An 18,011-nucleotide genomic window follows, 5' to 3' on the forward strand; every position below is an offset into this window, starting at 1 on the left:
CCACATCTGCTATGTTTAAGTGCCACTTGCAGATAATAAAACATCAACTTTACTTAGGTAGAAGTTCGAAGTATTGACTAAAAAGCCACATTTCTATTTTGTATTCTCTTCTATTTCCACTAACTTTGTAGTATAAAACAAACAAGATGAATACATTTACACGAATAATATCCGATGCGCTTGGTTTGCCACAGCGCGGAGTGGAGAATACGCTACAGTTGCTCGACGAGAATTGCACCATACCGTTCATCAGTCGCTACCGCAAGGAGATGACCGGCAACATGGACGAGGTGCAGGTGTCAGACATTGCGCTGATGCGCGAGAAACTCACAGACATTGCGAAGCGCAAGGAGACAATACTTTCTACTATCGAGGCTCAGGGCAAGCTGACCGACGAGTTGCGCAAGCGTATTGAAGATTGTTGGACGCTGTCCGAACTTGAAGATATATATCTGCCATACAAGCCGAAGCGCCGTACAAAGGCAGACATTGCCCGTCAGAACGGACTCGAACCGCTTGCCAACGCCATTCTGCTGCAACTCGACAAGAGCATCAGCCGCACAGCCGAACACTTCGTGAAGGGCGAAGTGAAGTCGGTAGCCGAAGCACTTGAGGGAGCGAAGTTCATCATAGCCGAAGCCGTCAACGAGAACGAGAGCGTGCGCAAGTCGGTAAGAAGTGTGTACAGGCGCGAAGCCATCATCACATCGAAGGTGGTGAAGACTAAAGCGGATACGGAGGAGGCGCAGAAATACCGCGACTATTTTGAGTTCTCAGAGTCGCTCCGCCGTTGTTCGTCGCATCGATTGTTGGCAATGCGTCGTGGTGAGCGTGAGGGATTTTTGAAGGTGAGCATCTCTGCTAATGATGAGGTATGCAAAGATAAGATAAAGGCGCAATACGTCCGTGGCTACGGCGAGTGCAGTAAACTCGTTGCCGAGGCTGCCGACGATGCTTTCAAGCGACTACTCAAGCCTTCCATCGAGACAGAGTTCTCCGTGTCGAGCAAACAGACTGCCGATCAAGAGGCTATCAACGTATTCGCTGAAAACTTGCGCCAACTTCTTCTTGCTGCTCCACTCGGACAGAAGCGTGTCATGGGTGTAGACCCTGGTTTCCGCACCGGTTGCAAGGTGGTTTGTCTCGACGCACAGGGCACACTGCTCCATTTCGAGGCTATCTATCCGCATCCGCCCAAGAGCGACACCCGTGGCGCAGCACGCCAGGTGCTCGCCATGGTCGAGCGATACGCCATCGAGGCAATAGCCGTCGGCAATGGCACGGCAAGCAGAGAGACGTCGGCTTTCCTAAAGGAGATAGGTCTTGACCCAAAGATACATGTCTTCGTGGTGAGCGAGGACGGCGCTTCGGTTTATTCGGCTTCGGAGGCTGCGCGTGAGGAGTTTCCGGAGGAGGACGTGACGGTGCGTGGAGCAGTTTCTATCGGACGACGCCTTATGGATCCGCTTGCTGAGCTTGTGAAGATTGACCCGAAGAGCATCGGTGTAGGCCAGTATCAGCATGATGTGGACCAGTCGGAGCTGAAGAAATCTCTTGATATGGTTGTGGAGTCGTGTGTGAATACCGTCGGCGTCAATCTCAACACAGCCAGCCGCCACCTGCTCACCTACGTCAGCGGACTGAACACCACGACAGCTAAGAACATTGTAGAGTACAGAGAGAAGAACGGAGCGTTCAAATCACGTGAGGAACTGAAGAAGGTGCCGCGTCTTGGTCCGGCTACGTTCGTGCAGTGTGCCGGCTTCCTGCGCATTCCGAATGCGAAGAACCCGTTGGACAATAGTGCGGTGCATCCAGAAAGCTACGACATCGTCAAGCGCATGGCAAAGGACAAAGGCTGTACCGTGGCACAACTGATTGAGGATAAGAACCTGCAGAAGACCATAAAGCTCGATGCCTATGTCACACCGACCGTCGGTATGCTTACGCTCACCGATATCATGGCTGAGTTACAACGACCAGGTCGCGACCCACGTGCTGTGGTTGAGGTGTTCGAGTTCGACCCACGTGTGCACGAGATAGGCGATTTGCAGGTGGGTATGCTTCTGCCTGGCATCGTGACGAACATCACGAACTTCGGGGCTTTCGTAGATGTAGGTGTGCATCAGGACGGACTGGTACATATCTCGCAGCTTGCTGACCGATATGTGAAGGACCCGAACGATGTTGTGAAGCTGCATCAGCATGTGGTAGTGCGTGTGACGGAAGTTGATTGCAAGCGCCAGCGTATATCGCTGTCGATGAAGGAGTAGGAAGGTTGGAGGCTTTAGCCTCCTTCCTTACATGTATATTCAAACAATGGTATATTCTAAAAAAAGTATAAGATGAAATCGATATTGTTAATTGCTGCGTGCATCGTTGCTATGGGATTTGCTGTTGCAAGCTGTCGTTTCGCCCCTTCGCCGAAGTTGGGTGATACGGTTGCGTCTTCGGTGTTTGAACCTGCCGACACGGGTTTGATAAACAAGAAGACGCGAGCAAAGGTGGCAGATACGACAATCGTTGCAGATAGCGTTGGATTGTACTACATCGGTAGCGGCTCTACCAAGCAATTCATACAGCTTGTATCGTATCCATCGCGCAGAGACACTACTGTGTATGGCAAAACCCTTCACATAAAAGTAAAAGGATCTGCAGAGATAAACAATGTAGTAAGGGTGAAGTACTACCTGCTCAACGGAAAAGACTCGCTTGTGAAAGAAGTGGAGCAGGTGAAATTCTCCTAATCACCCAGCTCTTATGGCTGATGTTCGTCATGCTTCTCTTACAAAATGAGGAACGGTCGTGTCACCTAACTGTGGAGCGAATTCAAAACACTCATAACTGAATCCGCTAAGTTCCTCTGGAGTGACGAGACGATTGTTCAGAATAAAGCGTACCATCGCTCCACGACATGATTTTGCCCATACCGCCGGCGTCTTCAAACTGCCGTCTTTTTGTCGTATGTAGAAGTGAGGCTGAACAACCGTCACTTCCTTGCATACCCTTTTCCAATCGAAAAGATGTTCGTATTCCTCGGTAGAGAGATGCAGGAGAATGCCATCATCAGCTTGCACGCTCGCGATAAGCACATCTGTCAGTTTATCTCTCCAAAAATGGTTGATGGGTTTATCGTTTGTGGTTTCGAGGGAGACGTAATGTTCCATACGATAGGGTACGACGGCATCCATGGGACGGAGTAATCCGTAGAGAAAGCATGTAATCCAGAGATGTTTCTGAGCGTATTCTAAAGCCTCTTCGCTCAAGGTGGCAGCACGCAGATGCTTATATGCCTGACCATTGTAGGCAAGCAGGGCTGGCATCTTTTCGGCAACCACGAAGTTCTGGTAGCGTATCCAGTTTTCCGTGGCAATCTTCTTACTGCAATCAAGTTGACGAGCCAAATCCTCCATATTCATTTTTGCCATTTCTGCAGCCAGCATGTCGGCTGTGGTCTGGAAGAGTGGTGTTGAGAGTGGCTTTCTGTCTGTCTTGCCAAACATAATTTTGGCATTTGCTAATAGTATCTGCATGTTATTATTTAAATCATTAGTTTCTAAAATTAAATTATTAATGTCTTGTTATCTGAAAATAGGACGAACTGCGACAACAACCTTGTTACTAGCATATAAATTGGCATGTATACAGGAAAAAGGGCAAAAGTAGAAAATAAGAATCTACTTTTGCCCTTTATATTTTGCTCGTATCTCAATATCTAATAGAAATCTTACGATCTACGGCTTATTATACGAGATACTGTGAGCTGATGCTCTCGTTGCTGATAACGCGGCGGATGGTCTCTGCGAACATGTCCGCAACAGAAAGCTGCTTAACCTTAGCACAACGGTTAGAGTAAGGGATTGAGTCGGTGAAAACAATCTCCTCCAATGCAGAGTTCTGAACACGCTCAGAAGCAGGACCAGACATTACACAGTGAGAAGCACAAGCACGAACGCTCAGCGCACCAGCCTCCTTCATTACGTCGGCTGCCTTTGTGATAGTACCTGCTGTGTCTACCATGTCGTCTACGATAATCACGTGCTTGCCCTTAACGTCACCGATAATCTGGATGGTGTCAACAACGTTTGCACGAGCGCGGGTCTTGTTGCAGAGCACGAGCGGACAACCGAGGTACTTAGCGTAAGTGTTAGCACGCTTAGAACCGCCAACGTCAGGCGAAGCGATAACAAATTCGTCAGCCTTCAGGTTCAGGCTCTGCAGATAAGGCAGAATAACACCAGAAGCGTAAAGGTGGTCTACCGGTACATCAAAGAAGCCCTGGATCTGGTCAGCATGCAAGTCCATTGTGATAAGACGATCGATACCTGCAGCGCTCAGAAGGTCGGCAACAAGCTTCGCACCGATGCTAACACGTGGCTTGTCCTTACGGTCCTGACGAGCCCAGCCGAAATAAGGAATAACGGCGATGATGTGGCGTGCAGAAGCGCGCTTCGCTGCGTCAATCATAAGGAGCAATTCCATAAGATTGTCTGAATTCGGGAATGTGCTCTGAACGAGGAATACGTCGCGACCGCGGATAGACTCCTCGTACGATACTGCGAACTCGCCGTCAGAAAATCTGGTTACTACCAAATTGCCTAAAGGACAACCCAAACTTGCGCAGATCTTCTCTGCAAGGTATCTCGTGCTTGTACCTGAGAATACCAAAAAAGAGTTTTGTTCACTCATCTTTAATTGTTGTTATTTGTTAGGTTTTAATATATAAGCTTTCTTAATTTCTCAAAGTAAGTTATGAGTTCTTTGTAATCCATTTGATTGTGGATGTTGAACTTGTTCCAGAGGTCGCCACGGATAACCACTCCGCCGAAACCAAGGTCGCGTGCTATTTGTATGTTATCAACATTCATTCCACCCAATGCGTACACTCGCTTGTCAATCAATCCTTTGTCGGCAGCATCCTCCAATTCGTTCATCGTGAACGTAGAAGGTTCTAATGGCTCTGACTGGCTATTAAAAACGTTACCAAGAAAAATGTATGCTGATTGTTTTTTGAGTTCTTTAAGCTGTGTGAGGTCGCGACACGTGCGTCCGACTTTACCTTTATAGCCTTCAGGCACTGGCTCCGCAGCATTATCAAGATGTATTCCTGCAAGACGATATTCATCCTTTAGGTAGTAATGTCCGTGTACGAATATCTTCTCGTAGGCTTTATCTGGCAGCAACGACAATAGCCGCTCTGAATAAATAGGCGAAGTCTCTGGCTTATAAAGGTGCAAATTGTCTAACCCAACATCGAAGAGGGCTGCAAGTATTTTGTCTTCTTCCACAAAGAAAGTGGATTTAGTCATTATTGCTAACTTCATAGTCCGTATTCTTAATTTAGTGCAAATGTATGAATTTTCTATCAAACAGGCAATTTTATAGCCAACTATTTGTAACCGAAATGTAATTTGACCGTGTTATTCCACGAGTTTTCCGCCTTTCTGCAAGGCGTGCCATACGGAATAGCGTGCTTCGGGGTTCGTTTTCTCTATTTCTTCAAATATGCGTCTCATCTGTGTACGGTTGGTGTTACGCTCGTGCGGACATGCCTTTTTCTGCTTTACGTATTGGCGGAGTTGAGCATACTGTGCTATATCTCTTTCGTGTTCCAAACACAATGGACGAATGATAGTCACAGGCATCTTGTCCATTTGCTTCACGGCTGGCATCGTAGAGAACGAGCCTTGGAAGAAGGTGTTGAGCATCGCAGTGTGAATAATATCGTCTTGATGATGTCCGAATGCAATCTTATTGAAGCCGTTTTCTTGTGCGAAGCGGAACAAAGCCTTACGTCTGTGCCACGAACAAAGGAAGCAAACAGGTTTGTCAGAAGGAGTGGTATCGTCGAATGCAGTCTGCACGATGTGCAGCTTCACGCCGTGCTCTTTGGCAAAAGACTCCAAATAAGATGTGTCTGATTCGTAGCTCACGTTCGCCATGCGCACATGTACGGCTTCTACTTCTATCCGTGGCTTATAAATGCGCTGTCGCTGTGCAAGCATCTCAAGCAGACAGAGCGAATCTTTACCGCCTGAGAGACCGATAAGTATGCGGTCACCGTCAGAGAGCATAGAGAAGTCTGTTAGAGCTTTCTGAAAACGCTTGTATAGCGTATGGTATAGAATTTGTTCGGGAGTCTTCGGCATGGCTTCTTATTTGAAAACAAGATAAACTGCCGCTACGAGGAACACGAAGGCAAGCAGATGGTTCCATCTGAGCGATTCGCCCTGGAACATTACGTTGGCTATCACGGCAAAGACAATGAGGCTGACGCATTCCTGTACAACCTTCAGCTGCACAAGTGAGAACGGTCCGCCGTTGCCTTGAAAGCCGATACGATTGGCTGGTACCTGGCAGCAATATTCAAAGAAGGCTATCATCCACGAGAATACGATGACGCCTATAAGCGGCCAATGGCTCGACGTGCCAGTCTGCTGTAGCTTGAGATGTCCGTACCAAGCTAAAGTCATGAAGATGTTACTTAATATTAGAAGTATTATTGTGTAGAATCCTGACATTGTGTTTTCTTTCAATTGTTATTATCGTAAGTTGTCATTCTTGTCAGAAATAAAGGAGCCGGTTGCTTGTTTCCGACTCCTTTATTTCGTTCGTTATTTTTCGTTATCTGTTTGTTATCCGTTCATTGTCTTATCCTCTGAGCTTCTCATCCATAGACGCAGCCGCTCTTCTGCCGTCGCCCATAGCAAGGATAACGGTAGCTCCGCCACGAACGATGTCGCCACCTGCGAAAATTTCCGGACGCGAACTCTGCATCTGGTCGTTAACGGCGATAGTGTTTTTTCTGCCAAGCTCAAGACCTTCGATCGACTTTGGAACAAGTGGGTTTGGAGATACGCCAACTGCAACGATTACCTGGTCGACATCGAGTGTTACGGTCTTGCCCTCAACCGGCACCGGTGAGCGGCGTCCGCTTGCGTCAGGCTCTCCAAGTTCCATAACCTGAAGCACGGCTGCCTTCACGGCGCCCTTCTCGTCAGCGATATATTCTATCGGGTTGTGCAACGTGAGGAAATTGATACCTTCCTCCTTTGCATGCTTCACCTCCTCAAGACGTGCCGGCATCTCTGCCTCAGAACGACGATATACAAGAGTAACGTCGCCACCCAAGCGCTTAGCAGTACGGCAAGAGTCCATAGCGGTGTTGCCTCCGCCTACAACGAGCACATGCTTACCTATATTAAGAGGTGTGTCGGCGAGTGGATTGGCAGCATCCATGAGGTTTACGCGAGTGAGATACTCGTTAGATGACATGATGTTGAGCGAATTCTCGCCCTTGATGTTCATGAAGTTAGGCAGACCTGCGCCCGAGCCCACGAAGATACCCTTGAAACCTTCAGATTCGAGCTGGTCGACAGTTATCGTCTTTCCAACGATGCAGTCGGTCTGGAACTCAACGCCCATCTTCTTGAGGTTCTCTATCTCTACATCAACGATGTGATTAGGCAGACGGAACTCGGGGATGCCATATTTCAATACGCCGCCAATCTCGTGCAATGCCTCGAACACATGCACTTCATAACCCTTCTTAGCCATGTCGCCAGCAAAGCTGAGTCCTGAAGGACCGCTACCAACTACAGCCACCTTTATACCGTTTTTTGGAGCAAGGTCGGGCAGAGCGATGTTGCCGCTCTCGCGCTCGAAGTCGGCAGCGAAGCGCTCCAGGTAGCCGATAGCTACAGCCGGTTCGTTCATCTTAAGATGGATACACTTGCTCTCGCATTGCTTCTCCTGCGGACATACACGACCGCAGACAGCAGGCAGAGCAGATGTGCTCTTAAGAACCTTGGCAGCAGCGAGGAACTGTCCGCGTTCGATGTTCTTGATGAATGAAGGAATATTGATGTTAACCGGGCAGCCTTCTACACAAGCTGGCTTTCCGCAGTCGAGACAACGATGAGCCTCGCGTACAGCCATCTGCTTTGTCAAGCCTTTGTTTACTTCCTCGGTACGTGTGGTCGCACGATACACGGGGTCAAGCTCAGGCATTGCTACACGCTCAATAGCCTTGCGTTCTGCAGGCTTCATTGCAGCTCGAAGCTCCTTACGCCATTCAGAATCGCGATTGGTGAGTTCTTCGATGGTTTCGGTTGTAGGCTCTACATCCATGCAAGTCTCGCAAGTGTGAAGTTCCTCTTGCTTTGCAAAGCCACGCAAATGCTCTTCGTAATGCTCCATCTCTTCGCGTTCTGCATCGCGGAAAGTGCCCATACGTTTGAACATCTCGTCCCAATCGACAAGCGAACCATCGAACTCCGGTCCGTCGATACATACGAACTTGGTCTTGCCGCCAATAGAGAGTCGGCAAGCACCACACATGCCCGTGCCGTCAACCATGATAGTATTGAGCGATACCTCAACCGGTACGTTATACTTCTGTGCCATGAGGCAGCAAAACTTCATCATGATAGGAGGACCAATTGCGAACACCTTGTCCACATGCTCCTCTTGAGTGATGAACTTCTCGATACCTACGGTCACAACACCCTTTTCGCCATACGAACCATCGTCGGTCATTATGATGAGTTCGTCAGAACTCTGGCGAATTTCGTTTTCGAGAATAACAAGTTCTTTAGAACGACCTGCGATAACCGAAAGCACGCGGTTGCCAGCAGCCTTCAATGCACGGATGATAGGAAGCATTGGAGCTACGCCAACGCCACCACCAGCACATACTACAGTTCCGAAGTTTTCTATATGGGTAGGGTTGCCGAGCGGTCCTACAACGTCGGTGATGTAGTCGCCCTCGTTAAGATCGCACAGCTTGGTTGATGACAATCCAACTTTCTGCACCACAATAGTGATAGTGCCACGCTCAATGCTTGCATCAGCAATAGTAAGAGGCACACGCTCGCCATTCTCGCCAACTCTGACGATAATGAAGTTACCAGCCTTACGGCTCTTGGCAATCAATGGCGCTTCGATTTCAAAAAGGAATACCTTTTCAGAAAGTTGCTTTTTAAGGACAATTTTGTTCATAGGTAGTAACGGATTAGATTTGTTGATGTTTGCTTTGTAGATGAATTAAAACAAAAATTTGAGAGCTACGACTGCCTGTTGTTATACGTGTAAATATCATACGCTTTCGCAACGTGCAAATCTTAACTCTCAAATCTCCGTTGTAATTAATTAAAAGTTCTTATCGTCGAGCATCTCGAAACCGCAGTATGGTACGAGTACTTTCGGTACACGGATGCCTTCAGGTGTCTGGTTGTTCTCGATGATTGCAGCCACTATACGCGGCAAAGCAAGTGCAGAACCATTGAGAGTGTGGCAAAGCTCGGTCTTCTTTGTCTCCGAATTGCGATAGCGACAATGCAGACGATTTGCCTGATAGCTCTCGAAGTTAGATACGGAAGAAACCTCAAGCCAACGCTTCTGTGCGGCGCTCCATACCTCGAAGTCGTAGCAGATGGCAGATGTGAAGCTCATGTCACCACCGCAAAGACGCAGGATGTGGTAGGGGAGTTCGAGCTTCTTAAGCAGGCCCTCTACATGGTCGAGCATCTCGTTGAGCGACTGGTATGAATGCTCAGGCTTGTCGATGCGTACAATCTCTACCTTGTCGAATTGATGCAGACGGTTCAGACCGCGAACGTCCTTGCCGTAAGATCCAGCCTCACGACGGAAGCAAGCTGAGTAAGCGCAACGCTTGATAGGCAGATCTTTCTCGTCGAGTATCTCGTCGCGGAAGATGTTTGTTACTGGCACCTCGGCTGTAGGGATAAGGTAGAGGTTGTCGAGCTGGCACTGGTACATCTGAGCCTCCTTATCAGGAAGCTGACCGGTACCGTAACCAGAAGCCTCGTTCACAACGTAAGGAGGCTGTACCTCAAGGTAGCCACTCTTGCGAGCTTCATCAAGGAAGAACGCCTCAAGAGCACGCTGCAAGCGAGCCATCTTGCCTACATAGATAGGGAAGCCGGCACCTGTAATCTTAACGCCCAAATCAAAGTCGATAAGATTGAACTTTTTGCAAAGATCCCAGTGGCACATAGCGTCCTCCGGGAGATTCGGCATTTCACCACCTTCCTTAACGACAACATTGTCGCTTGCGTCCTTGCCTTCCGGAACATCATCGTTCGGAATGTTAGGAATAGTGCAAAGCTTAGCCACGAGGTCTTTCTCTGTCTGTGCCTTTGTTTCTTCAAGCTGTTTGTTCACTTCTTTAAGAGAAGCTACTTTTTTCTTTATTTCTTCAGCCTCTTCTTTGCTGCCCTGTTTCATAAGAGTACCGATTTGGGCTGCCATCTTCTTTGCTTCTGCAAGGTTCGAGTCAAGTTCCTGCTGTGTCTCGCGACGACGCTTGTCGATTGCGAGCACTTCGTTAATGGCTTCCTCAGCACCCTTGAAGTGCTTCTTGTTCAAACCGCGGATAACACGTTCTGTTTCCTCACTGATGAGTTTAAGTGTAAGCATATCTGAAATATTAATTATAAAATTCTTCGTTATCTTATTCGAGATACAAAATTACATAAAAAATATTTCTTACGGCATAAAAACTAATAAAAAACTAAGAATTTATTAGTGTACGGAAGGGTAGTAATGTATAAAAAGCATTAATCCCAATCCTCAAGTGTATGAGGATTGGGATTAATATGTTTGTTTGGAATAGTTTTTTTATTAAATTTAAGCCTCTGCTTCAGGTATTACAGACACAGTGCTCTTGTCCTTGCGACCCTTGCGGAAGTTAACGACGCCGTCAACCAATGCATAGAGTGTGTCATCCTTACCAATACCTACGTTCAGGCCCGGGTTGTGCTTTGTACCGCGCTGGCGAACGATGATGTTGCCTGCGATGCACTTCTGGCCACCCCAGATTTTAACGCCTAATCTTTGAGAAGCTGATTCACGTCCGTTCTTAGAACTACCTACACCTTTCTTATGTGCCATTTCTTGTTCCTCCTAAATTTAAGCGATTACTTCTTTGATTGCAACTTCTGTGAACTGTGCGCGGTGACCATTCTTCTTGCGATAGTCCTTGCGGCGCTTCATCTTGAATACGATGACCTTGTCACCCTTTACAAGAGGATTTACAACTTCACATACAACTTTAGCACCTTCTACGGCAGGTGCACCTACCTGTACTGAACCTTCTTTGTCAACAAGCAGTACCTTGTTGAATTCAACAGTCTGGCCTTCCTGAGCGTCCTTGATGTGGTGAACGAAGAGCTTCTTGCCCTGCTCAGCCTTGAACTGCTGACCGTTAATCTCTACGATTGCGTACATTTATTTATTTATATAAACGGGTTTTTCCGCAAGGCGTGCAAGCATCGTGCCGCAACTTCTTTGAGCCTTTACGGACTAAATCGGCTGCAAAGATACAAATTATTTATATTATTAAGTGTGTTAGGTAATGGAAAATTTAAAAAGTTTAACAGATTGAATGTCTAATTAACGGAGTTTTCTATAAATTGGGTCATTAAATGCAAAACGAGCAGACAGATAAAGGTTTGTATAGCATCATAGTAACGCTACGAAAACGTTTATTCGTCTACTCGTCTTCTTATTTATTTGTCAACGAGTCTACTCGTCAACTTGAATTATAAATCAATTAGTCAAGCCACTTAACATAGCAGAAGTCCTCACGATGAACAAGGTTCTCGTTCTTCGGGTACATACGTACGCAGCTCTTGAATGCACCAGCTACGTCAGGCTCAAATGTAGCCTCGAATGTGTAGTTGTTGCCATCACGGCCTACCATCTTGAATTCGCGCTTGCTGAAGATGTGGTCCTCTCCGTTCTTGTCTGTCTTGATAGAAACAAGCTCAAGACCAACAGCATCGTTCAAACCCTGCTCGTCGATAACGTAGCGAAGAGTGTACTTCTTGCCAGTCTCGGCAGCATAGAGCATAGAATCATCCTTGCTTACTATGCGAATAGAGTCCCAACGCTCTGCAACTGTCTCCTTCCAAGTAGCGAGCTCTTTGGCAAGGCGATTATTGTCGGCAGCGAGCTTTTTGAAGTTTGCAGCCTCCTTGTTGTAGAACTTTTCATAGTAGTCGTCAAGCTGACGCTTCATTGTATAGTGAGGAGCGATAGTTGCGATAGAGTTCTTGATTGTCTTTATCCAACCCTCGCTGAAGCCCTGCTCGTTGCGGTTGTAGTAGAGCGGCAGAATCTCATTCTCAAGCAGTGAGTAGATGGTAGCTGCGTCGAGCTGATCCTGATAACCCTGATTCTGGTATGTACGCTCCTGCTTGAGAGCCCAACCTGCACCCTCGCGATAGCCTTCAACCCACCAGCCGTCGAGAACTGAGAGGTTTACAACACCGTTCATCTCAGCCTTCTCGCCAGATGTACCAGAAGCCTCGAGCGGACGTGTCGGAGTGTTCATCCAGATATCAACGCCTGATACGAGGCGACGAGCGAGTTGCATGTCGTAGTCTTCGAGGAAGATGATCTTACCGAGGAACTCAGGACGCTGGCTGATCTCGAAGATCTTCTTAATCAAGCCCTGGCCAGCACCGTCAGCCGGGTGTGCCTTACCTGAGAAGATGAACTTAACCGGACGCTCCGGGTTGTTCACGATCTTAGAAAGACGTTCCAAATCGGTGAAGAGGAGGTGAGCACGCTTGTATGTAGCAAAGCGACGGCAGAAGCCGATGTAAAGAGCGTTCGGTGTGATACTGTCAAGAAGGGCAACAACACGTGAAGGATCGCCCTGGTTCTTCAACCATGTAGCAGCGAACTTCTCGCGGATATAGTTGACGAGCTTCTTCTTGAGTGCCATACGTGTCTCCCAGATTTCTGCGTCAGGCACATTGTAGATAGCGTGCCACAGGCTTTCGTTGCTCTGGTCGTAAATGTAGTTCTTGTCGAAATACTTAGCGTATACTTTGCGCCACTCTGTAGCTGTCCATGTCGGGAAGTGAACACCATTTGTTACGTAGCCTACGTGGCTCTCCTCCGGATAGTAACCCTTCCAGATTGGAGCGAACATGCGTTGGCTTACCCAACCGTGAAGTTTACTTACGCCGTTAACCTCTTGGCAGGTGTTACAAGCGAATACAGACATACAGAAGCGCTCTGAGTGATCCTCAGGATTGTTGCGACCCATGCCGATGAACTCGTCCCATGTGATGCCGAGCATCTGAGGATAACCGCCCATATACTTGCCGAAGAGTGATTCGTCGAAGTAGTCGTGACCGGCCGGTACTGGAGTATGAACAGTATAGAGTGAAGAAGCACGAACGAGTTCAAGAGCCTCGTTGAACGACAGACCTTCCTTGATGTAGTCAATAAGACGCTGGAGGTTGCAGAGTGCTGCGTGACCCTCGTTGCAATGATAGATATCTTTCTTAATACCGAGCTTCTTGAGTGTGAGGATACCACCGATGCCGAGGAGAATCTCCTGCTTCAGGCGGTTTTCGTTATCACCACCATATAGAGCGTGTGTGATAGGGCGGTCGAACTCTGAGTTCAAATCGTTATCTGTATCGAGTAAGTAGAGCTTGATGCGACCTACGTTCATTACCCATACATATGCATGTACCTGATAGTTCATGTAGGGAACATCAACAACCATAGGCTGACCATCCTCGTCGAGCACACGCTCTACTGGGAGTGAGTTGAAGTTCTGTGCATCGTACTTTGCAATCTGCTGACCATCCATTGAGAGGGTCTGCTTGAAGTAGCCATAACGATAAAGAAAGCCGACACCACACATATTTACGTTAGAGTCAGAAGCCTCCTTCATATAGTCACCTGCGAGCATACCAAGACCACCAGAGTAAATCTTTACAACCTGATTGATACCATACTCCATACAGAAATAAGCCACAGAAGGACGTGTTGCGTCTGGCTTCACATCCATATACTCGCGGAACTTCTTGTATACCTGTTTTACCGATTCCATGATTGCCTTATCCTTCACGATAGCCTCCTTGCGCTCATAGCTAAGGCGGTCGAGAAGCATTACAGGGTTGTGTCCAACCTCTTCATAGAGATCGCTGTCAAGGCTTTTCCACATGTTGCGAGCCTCGTAGTTCCACGCCCACCACATGTTGTGTGCGAGTTCATCAAGACACTTCAACTCTGAAGGAAGTGTAGACTTGATGGTTACCTCCTTCCACTGAGGAGTATTAGCATAGTCTGCTTTGATTTTCATAAGTTATTAATTATTATTTATTTAGTTGTTTTTCTCTTCTTTTTTGTTATTTACTCACTTTAGAGCATCTTGCCTCTGCGTTGCGAAGCGCGATATCGTAAGCCTCATAATAATAGGTAATGAACTTACTCCACAATGCATGTTCTGCCAGAGCACGTGCTTTGTTGCGTATGCGTCCCTGCTTTTGCTTTGTTGCATTGGTGAACTTTTCTACTGCAGCTTTAATGCTGTCCGCTACCTCATTGTAGTTGTAATCTGTGCGGTGGATAACCTCCACACCATCCTCGATGGTACTTTCCTTGCCAACAACAGTGTTAGCCCAAAGTCCAAAACCTGCAAGATCAGTTGTGATACACGGCACCTTGAACGCTGTTGCTTCAAGAGGAGTGTATCCCCATGGCTCATAATAAGAAGGATAAACACAGAGGTCGTTGCCCAGGATGGTATCATAATAAGAAAGGTTCACAATGCCGTCCTCGCCTGTGAGATAGCACGGAATGAACACCAGCTTTACGCGTTCGCCCTTGGCGTTGTGCATGCCGAGCCAGTTCATCATGCCCAATGCACGGTCATTCTGTTGCTCGTTCAGCCAATGAGTGATGACTGGGGTAGGGAGCGGAGTGTCGAATTTCTCACCTTCCTCCATAGCAGCCAAACGCTCTGCCAAGTCTTCGCGTGCACAATTCACCCATGCTGGCACTTCGATGAAGGCAACTATGTCCTTCTTAAGGTTCTCTGCATTGGTGCGCAGACGATTCATAGCATCGATGAAGACATCAATACCCTTGTTGCGCCATTCGTAGCGTCCGCTTGTAGAGATGATGATTGCGTCGTCTTCAATCTCGTCGCCAGAGAGAGCACGTGCTATGTCGAGCAGACGCTTGCGGGCTGTGGCACGCTTCTTGTCGAAAGTCTTGCCCTGTGGCACAAAGTCATCTTCGAAGCCGTTTGGCAGCACTACGTCTACTGGTTTGTCCATAAGTTCCTTGCACTCTGTGGCTGTGATATCGCTCACAGTTGTGAAGCAATCTACATGCAATGCAGTCTGTTTCTCTATCGAGTGTTTGCTCTCCATATTGAGCTCGGCTGCCATTTGATCACCATTATAAGCTTCCAAGTATTCATAGAGAGGCTTGTTGTTGCCTGCAATGCTGCGTCCGATACTTGTTGCATGTGTTGTAAAAATCGTTGCTATCTGTGGCAGATGGTCGTTGATATAGAGTGCACCGAGACCTGTCATCCATTCATTGGCATGGTAAATTACCTTTGCAGACTTTTTATTGCCTCTTATCTCGCTATTATAGAAACTCTCTACAACAAGTGCTGCTGCGTATGAGAACATAGAAGCTTCGTCGTAATCGCCGTATGCATGAAGACTATCAACATGGTATTTCTCCCAAAGTTGACCATAAATCATATCCTTTTCTGCGAAATAAGAGTTGAAGTCAACAAGAATAGCTACTGGAGCGCCTGGTACGTTCCATCTACCAACCTTTACTTTTAAACCTTCTGCTTCAGTTTTCTTTCTCCATGTAGCGAAGAGTTTGTTGTCTTCTGTGAAGTATGGGTTGTTTTTTTCTCCCCAACAGTCAGGACCTATGAAAATAAGTTTGTCACCAAGCTGCTCTACAAGCGTCTTGGCTCTCGTAGAAAGTACTGTGTATATACCTCCTACTTTATTGCAAACTTCCCAACTTGATTCAAAAATATAGTCTGGAAATAAAATGTCTCTTTTCATAAAAAGTTTAATGTTGCGTGCAAAAATAACATTTAAAAGGTAAATAAACGATTATTGACACATTTTTTTTTCGTAAAATAGCCTTATTCTTGATATAAATTCCCTATTTTTGCATGGACATTACAGCATAACAAGTTGTCATACAAAGAACATAATGATATAACCAATACTTAAATAATATGAAAAAGGTACCCTTTCTTCTCTTCTTCTTTCTTGTATCTCTAAAAATAATGTCACAAACAGACAAAGTGTTCAATGCTCGTATCTGTAATGACGAATATCAAGTCTACATGCATATAAATCTCTATCAAAATAACATTGTTGTACCTGGTCAAGAACTTTTTGGTGAGACACCAGGCTACTTTGGTGCTATGCGCGATCCACGCAAATGGTTAATTACTTCTGCAAAGATAGAAGATAAACATACTGCTACGCTTGAGATAACAAACGACTATGGTTCTGAAGATTTGACTGCCACACTTATATTTAACCCCAAAGACGGTTCTTATGTACTAAAGCAAAAGAGTGGTAGTCGCATGAAAATTGTCGTCAATCGTAAATGGTTAAAGTTGCCAGTAGAACTAAAATTTGTTGTTGAATAGAAACGTCCGGTTTGTAATTGGGAGAATATTACAAACCGGACGTAGTTGTATATAAATCTAAATATCTATTGAACCTGCTTCTTTTGCACAGGTTCACATGTAAGTCCAATGCCCAATTTCTTGAAAATCTTTCTGTCCACTTCGCTAAGCATAACCGTGCAATGAACCTGACAGCCACGCAGCTTAGGCAATTGTTCCAATGCCTTGCGACAGTTCTCGTCGTTCTCAGAGAGTACAGAGAGCGCCACGAGCACCTCATCGGTATGCAGACGCGGGTTGTGACCGCCAAGATAATTGGTCTTGGTGTACTGTATCGGTTCGATCATCGACTGCGGAATGAGCTTTGTTGTGTGGTCGATTCCGGCAAGATGCTTCGTCACGTTAAGCAGAAGAGCGGCGCTACAGCCCAACAGCGGGCTTGAATTGCCAGTGATGATTGTGCCGTCCTCAAGTTCGATAGCTGACGATGTGTGTCCTGTACGCTTCAGGCACTCGCGTGCTGCAACGGTGGTGCGACGGAAGTCGGTTGTTATCTTCGCCTGGTTGAACAGCATCTGTATCTTGCTGATTTCTCCTTCGTTGCATGCGCCGAGAGCCAGCTTATTTGTAGCCTCATAGTAACGGCGAATAATCTCGTTCTTCGATGCCTCGCAGCAAACCTTGTCGTCGCTGATGCAGAAGCCTACCATGTTCACGCCCATGTCTGTCGGCGACTTGTATGGATTCTCGCCGTAGATGCCTTCGAAGAGAGCGTTCAATACGGGGAAAATCTCGATGTCGCGGTTATAGTTCACCGCAATCTTGTTGTAAGCCTCAAGATGGAATGGGTCAATCATGTTGACGTCGTTAAGGTCTGCCGTTGCTGCCTCGTATGCGATGTTCACCGGATGCTTCAATGGAAGGTTCCAAACCGGGAATGTCTCAAACTTTGCATAGCCCGCTCTTACGCCGTGCTTGTTCTCGTTATAGAGCTGGCTAAGACATACAGCCATCTTGCCGCTGCCCGGGCCCGGTGCGGTCACGATAACCAGCGGACGCTCGGTCTTTACGTAGTCGTTCTTTCCGAAGCCGTTGTCTGAAGCGATGAGCTTGACGTCATGCGGGTAGCCCTCAATAAGGTAGTGGCAGTAGGTCTTGATGTTGCTGCGCTCAAGACGCTGCTTGAAGGCGATTGCGGCGGGCTGTCCGTTGTAATGAGTGATGACAACCGAACCGACCATAAAGCCACGGTTCTGGAACTCGCTGCGCAAACGTAGCACATCCTCGTCGTAGGTGATGCCAAGGTCGGCGCGCTTCTTGTTCTTCTCAATGTCGGCAGCACTAATGACAATCACTATCTCTATGCTGTCACTTATCTTCTGAAACATGCGCAACTTGCTGTCGGGCTGAAAACCCGGCAGCACGCGGCTTGCATGATGGTCGTCGAAAAGTTTGCCACCAAGTTCGAGGTACAATTTTCCATCAAACTGCGAAATTCTCTCCTTGATGTGCTCCGACTGAATGTTCTGATACTTCTCGTTATCAAATCCGATGTTCATAA

At 47.1% G+C, this 18,011-nt stretch carries 15 protein-coding genes; 3 read left to right on the top strand and 12 right to left on the bottom strand.

The window, feature by feature from the left end; genetic code table 11:
- The first annotated feature begins 146 nt into the window (after nt 1-146).
- Nucleotides 147-2,273 carry a Tex family protein gene (locus HMPREF0673_RS07305; protein ID WP_007900254.1) on the top strand — a complete coding sequence of 709 codons (2,127 nt, stop codon included), beginning with the start codon at nt 147-149 and terminating at the stop codon, nt 2,271-2,273.
- A 72-nt stretch (nt 2,274-2,345) separates the two neighbouring features.
- Nucleotides 2,346-2,747 carry a hypothetical protein gene (locus HMPREF0673_RS07310; RefSeq protein WP_007900255.1) on the top strand — a complete coding sequence of 134 codons (402 nt, stop codon included), beginning with the start codon at nt 2,346-2,348 and terminating at the stop codon, nt 2,745-2,747.
- A gap of 27 nt (nt 2,748-2,774) precedes the next feature.
- On the opposite strand, the gene HMPREF0673_RS07315 is transcribed toward HMPREF0673_RS07310, so the two are convergent.
- From HMPREF0673_RS07315 to HMPREF0673_RS07365, 11 genes are all read right to left on the bottom strand, one after another.
- Nucleotides 2,775-3,533, bottom strand: coding sequence for a YaaA family protein (locus HMPREF0673_RS07315; RefSeq protein WP_007900256.1), 759 nt, complete (start codon nt 3,531-3,533; stop codon nt 2,775-2,777).
- A gap of 211 nt (nt 3,534-3,744) precedes the next feature.
- Nucleotides 3,745-4,689 (bottom strand): ribose-phosphate pyrophosphokinase, encoded by a 945-nt coding sequence (locus HMPREF0673_RS07320; protein ID WP_007900258.1) that lies wholly within the window; start codon nt 4,687-4,689, stop codon nt 3,745-3,747.
- A gap of 26 nt (nt 4,690-4,715) precedes the next feature.
- Nucleotides 4,716-5,324, bottom strand: coding sequence for a thiamine phosphate synthase (locus HMPREF0673_RS07325; protein WP_007900260.1), 609 nt, complete (start codon nt 5,322-5,324; stop codon nt 4,716-4,718).
- A gap of 96 nt (nt 5,325-5,420) precedes the next feature.
- Nucleotides 5,421-6,149: a tRNA 2-thiocytidine biosynthesis TtcA family protein gene (locus tag HMPREF0673_RS07330; RefSeq protein WP_007900265.1), complete on the bottom strand. Its 729-nt coding sequence runs from the start codon at nt 6,147-6,149 to the stop codon at nt 5,421-5,423.
- Nucleotides 6,150-6,155: 6 nt separating this feature from the next.
- The gene (locus tag HMPREF0673_RS07335) at nt 6,156-6,521 is read right to left on the bottom strand and encodes a DMT family protein (protein WP_007900267.1); all 366 of its coding nucleotides are present in this window, start codon (nt 6,519-6,521) and stop codon (nt 6,156-6,158) included.
- Between the two features lie 130 nt (nt 6,522-6,651).
- Nucleotides 6,652-9,000: a bifunctional dihydroorotate dehydrogenase B NAD binding subunit/NADPH-dependent glutamate synthase gene (locus HMPREF0673_RS07340; protein ID WP_007900270.1), complete on the bottom strand. Its 2,349-nt coding sequence runs from the start codon at nt 8,998-9,000 to the stop codon at nt 6,652-6,654.
- A 150-nt stretch (nt 9,001-9,150) separates the two neighbouring features.
- A complete protein-coding gene (gene serS / locus HMPREF0673_RS07345) occupies nt 9,151-10,440 on the bottom strand; it encodes a serine--tRNA ligase (protein WP_007900272.1) in 1,290 nt (429 codons plus the stop codon).
- Nucleotides 10,441-10,650: 210 nt separating this feature from the next.
- Nucleotides 10,651-10,914, bottom strand: a complete 264-nt coding sequence (gene rpmA / locus HMPREF0673_RS07350; protein ID WP_007900273.1) for a 50S ribosomal protein L27 — start codon at nt 10,912-10,914, stop codon at nt 10,651-10,653.
- A gap of 18 nt (nt 10,915-10,932) precedes the next feature.
- Entirely contained in the window at nt 10,933-11,250 is a 318-nt protein-coding gene (gene rplU, locus HMPREF0673_RS07355; protein ID WP_007900274.1) for a 50S ribosomal protein L21, read from the bottom strand.
- A 325-nt stretch (nt 11,251-11,575) separates the two neighbouring features.
- Complete coding sequence (gene glgP / locus HMPREF0673_RS07360) at nt 11,576-14,131, bottom strand: alpha-glucan family phosphorylase (RefSeq protein WP_007900275.1); 2,556 nt, start codon at nt 14,129-14,131, stop codon at nt 11,576-11,578.
- A 46-nt stretch (nt 14,132-14,177) separates the two neighbouring features.
- Nucleotides 14,178-15,869 (bottom strand): glycogen/starch synthase, encoded by a 1,692-nt coding sequence (locus HMPREF0673_RS07365; protein ID WP_007900276.1) that lies wholly within the window; start codon nt 15,867-15,869, stop codon nt 14,178-14,180.
- Nucleotides 15,870-16,048: 179 nt separating this feature from the next.
- Here HMPREF0673_RS07365 and HMPREF0673_RS07370 point away from each other — a divergent pair, with 179 nt between their 5' ends.
- A complete protein-coding gene (locus HMPREF0673_RS07370; protein WP_007900277.1) occupies nt 16,049-16,471 on the top strand; it encodes a hypothetical protein in 423 nt (140 codons plus the stop codon).
- Between the two features lie 65 nt (nt 16,472-16,536).
- On the opposite strand, the gene HMPREF0673_RS07375 is transcribed toward HMPREF0673_RS07370, so the two are convergent.
- Nucleotides 16,537-18,009 carry a DUF1846 domain-containing protein gene (locus tag HMPREF0673_RS07375; RefSeq protein ID WP_007900278.1) on the bottom strand — a complete coding sequence of 491 codons (1,473 nt, stop codon included), beginning with the start codon at nt 18,007-18,009 and terminating at the stop codon, nt 16,537-16,539.
- Between the last annotated feature and the right edge of the window lie 2 nt (nt 18,010-18,011).

It is taken from the genome of Leyella stercorea DSM 18206 (assembly GCF_000235885.1).
Classification (GTDB): Bacteria; Bacteroidota; Bacteroidia; order Bacteroidales; family Bacteroidaceae; genus Prevotella; species Prevotella stercorea.

What these genes read in the sequence shown, in the direction of transcription:
- HMPREF0673_RS07375 (WP_007900278.1), bottom strand. Translation starts at nt 18,009, where the DNA reads ATGAACATCGGATTTGATAACGAGAAGTATCAGAACATTCAGTCGGAG.
- HMPREF0673_RS07370 (WP_007900277.1), top strand. Translation starts at nt 16,049, where the DNA reads ATGAAAAAGGTACCCTTTCTTCTCTTCTTCTTTCTTGTATCTCTAAAA.
- HMPREF0673_RS07340 (WP_007900270.1), bottom strand. Translation starts at nt 9,000, where the DNA reads ATGAACAAAATTGTCCTTAAAAAGCAACTTTCTGAAAAGGTATTCCTT.
- glgP (WP_007900275.1), bottom strand. Translation starts at nt 14,131, where the DNA reads ATGAAAATCAAAGCAGACTATGCTAATACTCCTCAGTGGAAGGAGGTA.
- HMPREF0673_RS07325 (WP_007900260.1), bottom strand. Translation starts at nt 5,324, where the DNA reads ATGAAGTTAGCAATAATGACTAAATCCACTTTCTTTGTGGAAGAAGAC.
- HMPREF0673_RS07310 (WP_007900255.1), top strand. Translation starts at nt 2,346, where the DNA reads ATGAAATCGATATTGTTAATTGCTGCGTGCATCGTTGCTATGGGATTT.
- serS (WP_007900272.1), bottom strand. Translation starts at nt 10,440, where the DNA reads ATGCTTACACTTAAACTCATCAGTGAGGAAACAGAACGTGTTATCCGC.
- HMPREF0673_RS07335 (WP_007900267.1), bottom strand. Translation starts at nt 6,521, where the DNA reads ATGTCAGGATTCTACACAATAATACTTCTAATATTAAGTAACATCTTC.
- HMPREF0673_RS07330 (WP_007900265.1), bottom strand. Translation starts at nt 6,149, where the DNA reads ATGCCGAAGACTCCCGAACAAATTCTATACCATACGCTATACAAGCGT.
- HMPREF0673_RS07305 (WP_007900254.1), top strand. Translation starts at nt 147, where the DNA reads ATGAATACATTTACACGAATAATATCCGATGCGCTTGGTTTGCCACAG.
- HMPREF0673_RS07365 (WP_007900276.1), bottom strand. Translation starts at nt 15,869, where the DNA reads ATGAAAAGAGACATTTTATTTCCAGACTATATTTTTGAATCAAGTTGG.
- HMPREF0673_RS07315 (WP_007900256.1), bottom strand. Translation starts at nt 3,533, where the DNA reads ATGCAGATACTATTAGCAAATGCCAAAATTATGTTTGGCAAGACAGAC.
- HMPREF0673_RS07320 (WP_007900258.1), bottom strand. Translation starts at nt 4,689, where the DNA reads ATGAGTGAACAAAACTCTTTTTTGGTATTCTCAGGTACAAGCACGAGA.
- rplU (WP_007900274.1), bottom strand. Translation starts at nt 11,250, where the DNA reads ATGTACGCAATCGTAGAGATTAACGGTCAGCAGTTCAAGGCTGAGCAG.
- rpmA (WP_007900273.1), bottom strand. Translation starts at nt 10,914, where the DNA reads ATGGCACATAAGAAAGGTGTAGGTAGTTCTAAGAACGGACGTGAATCA.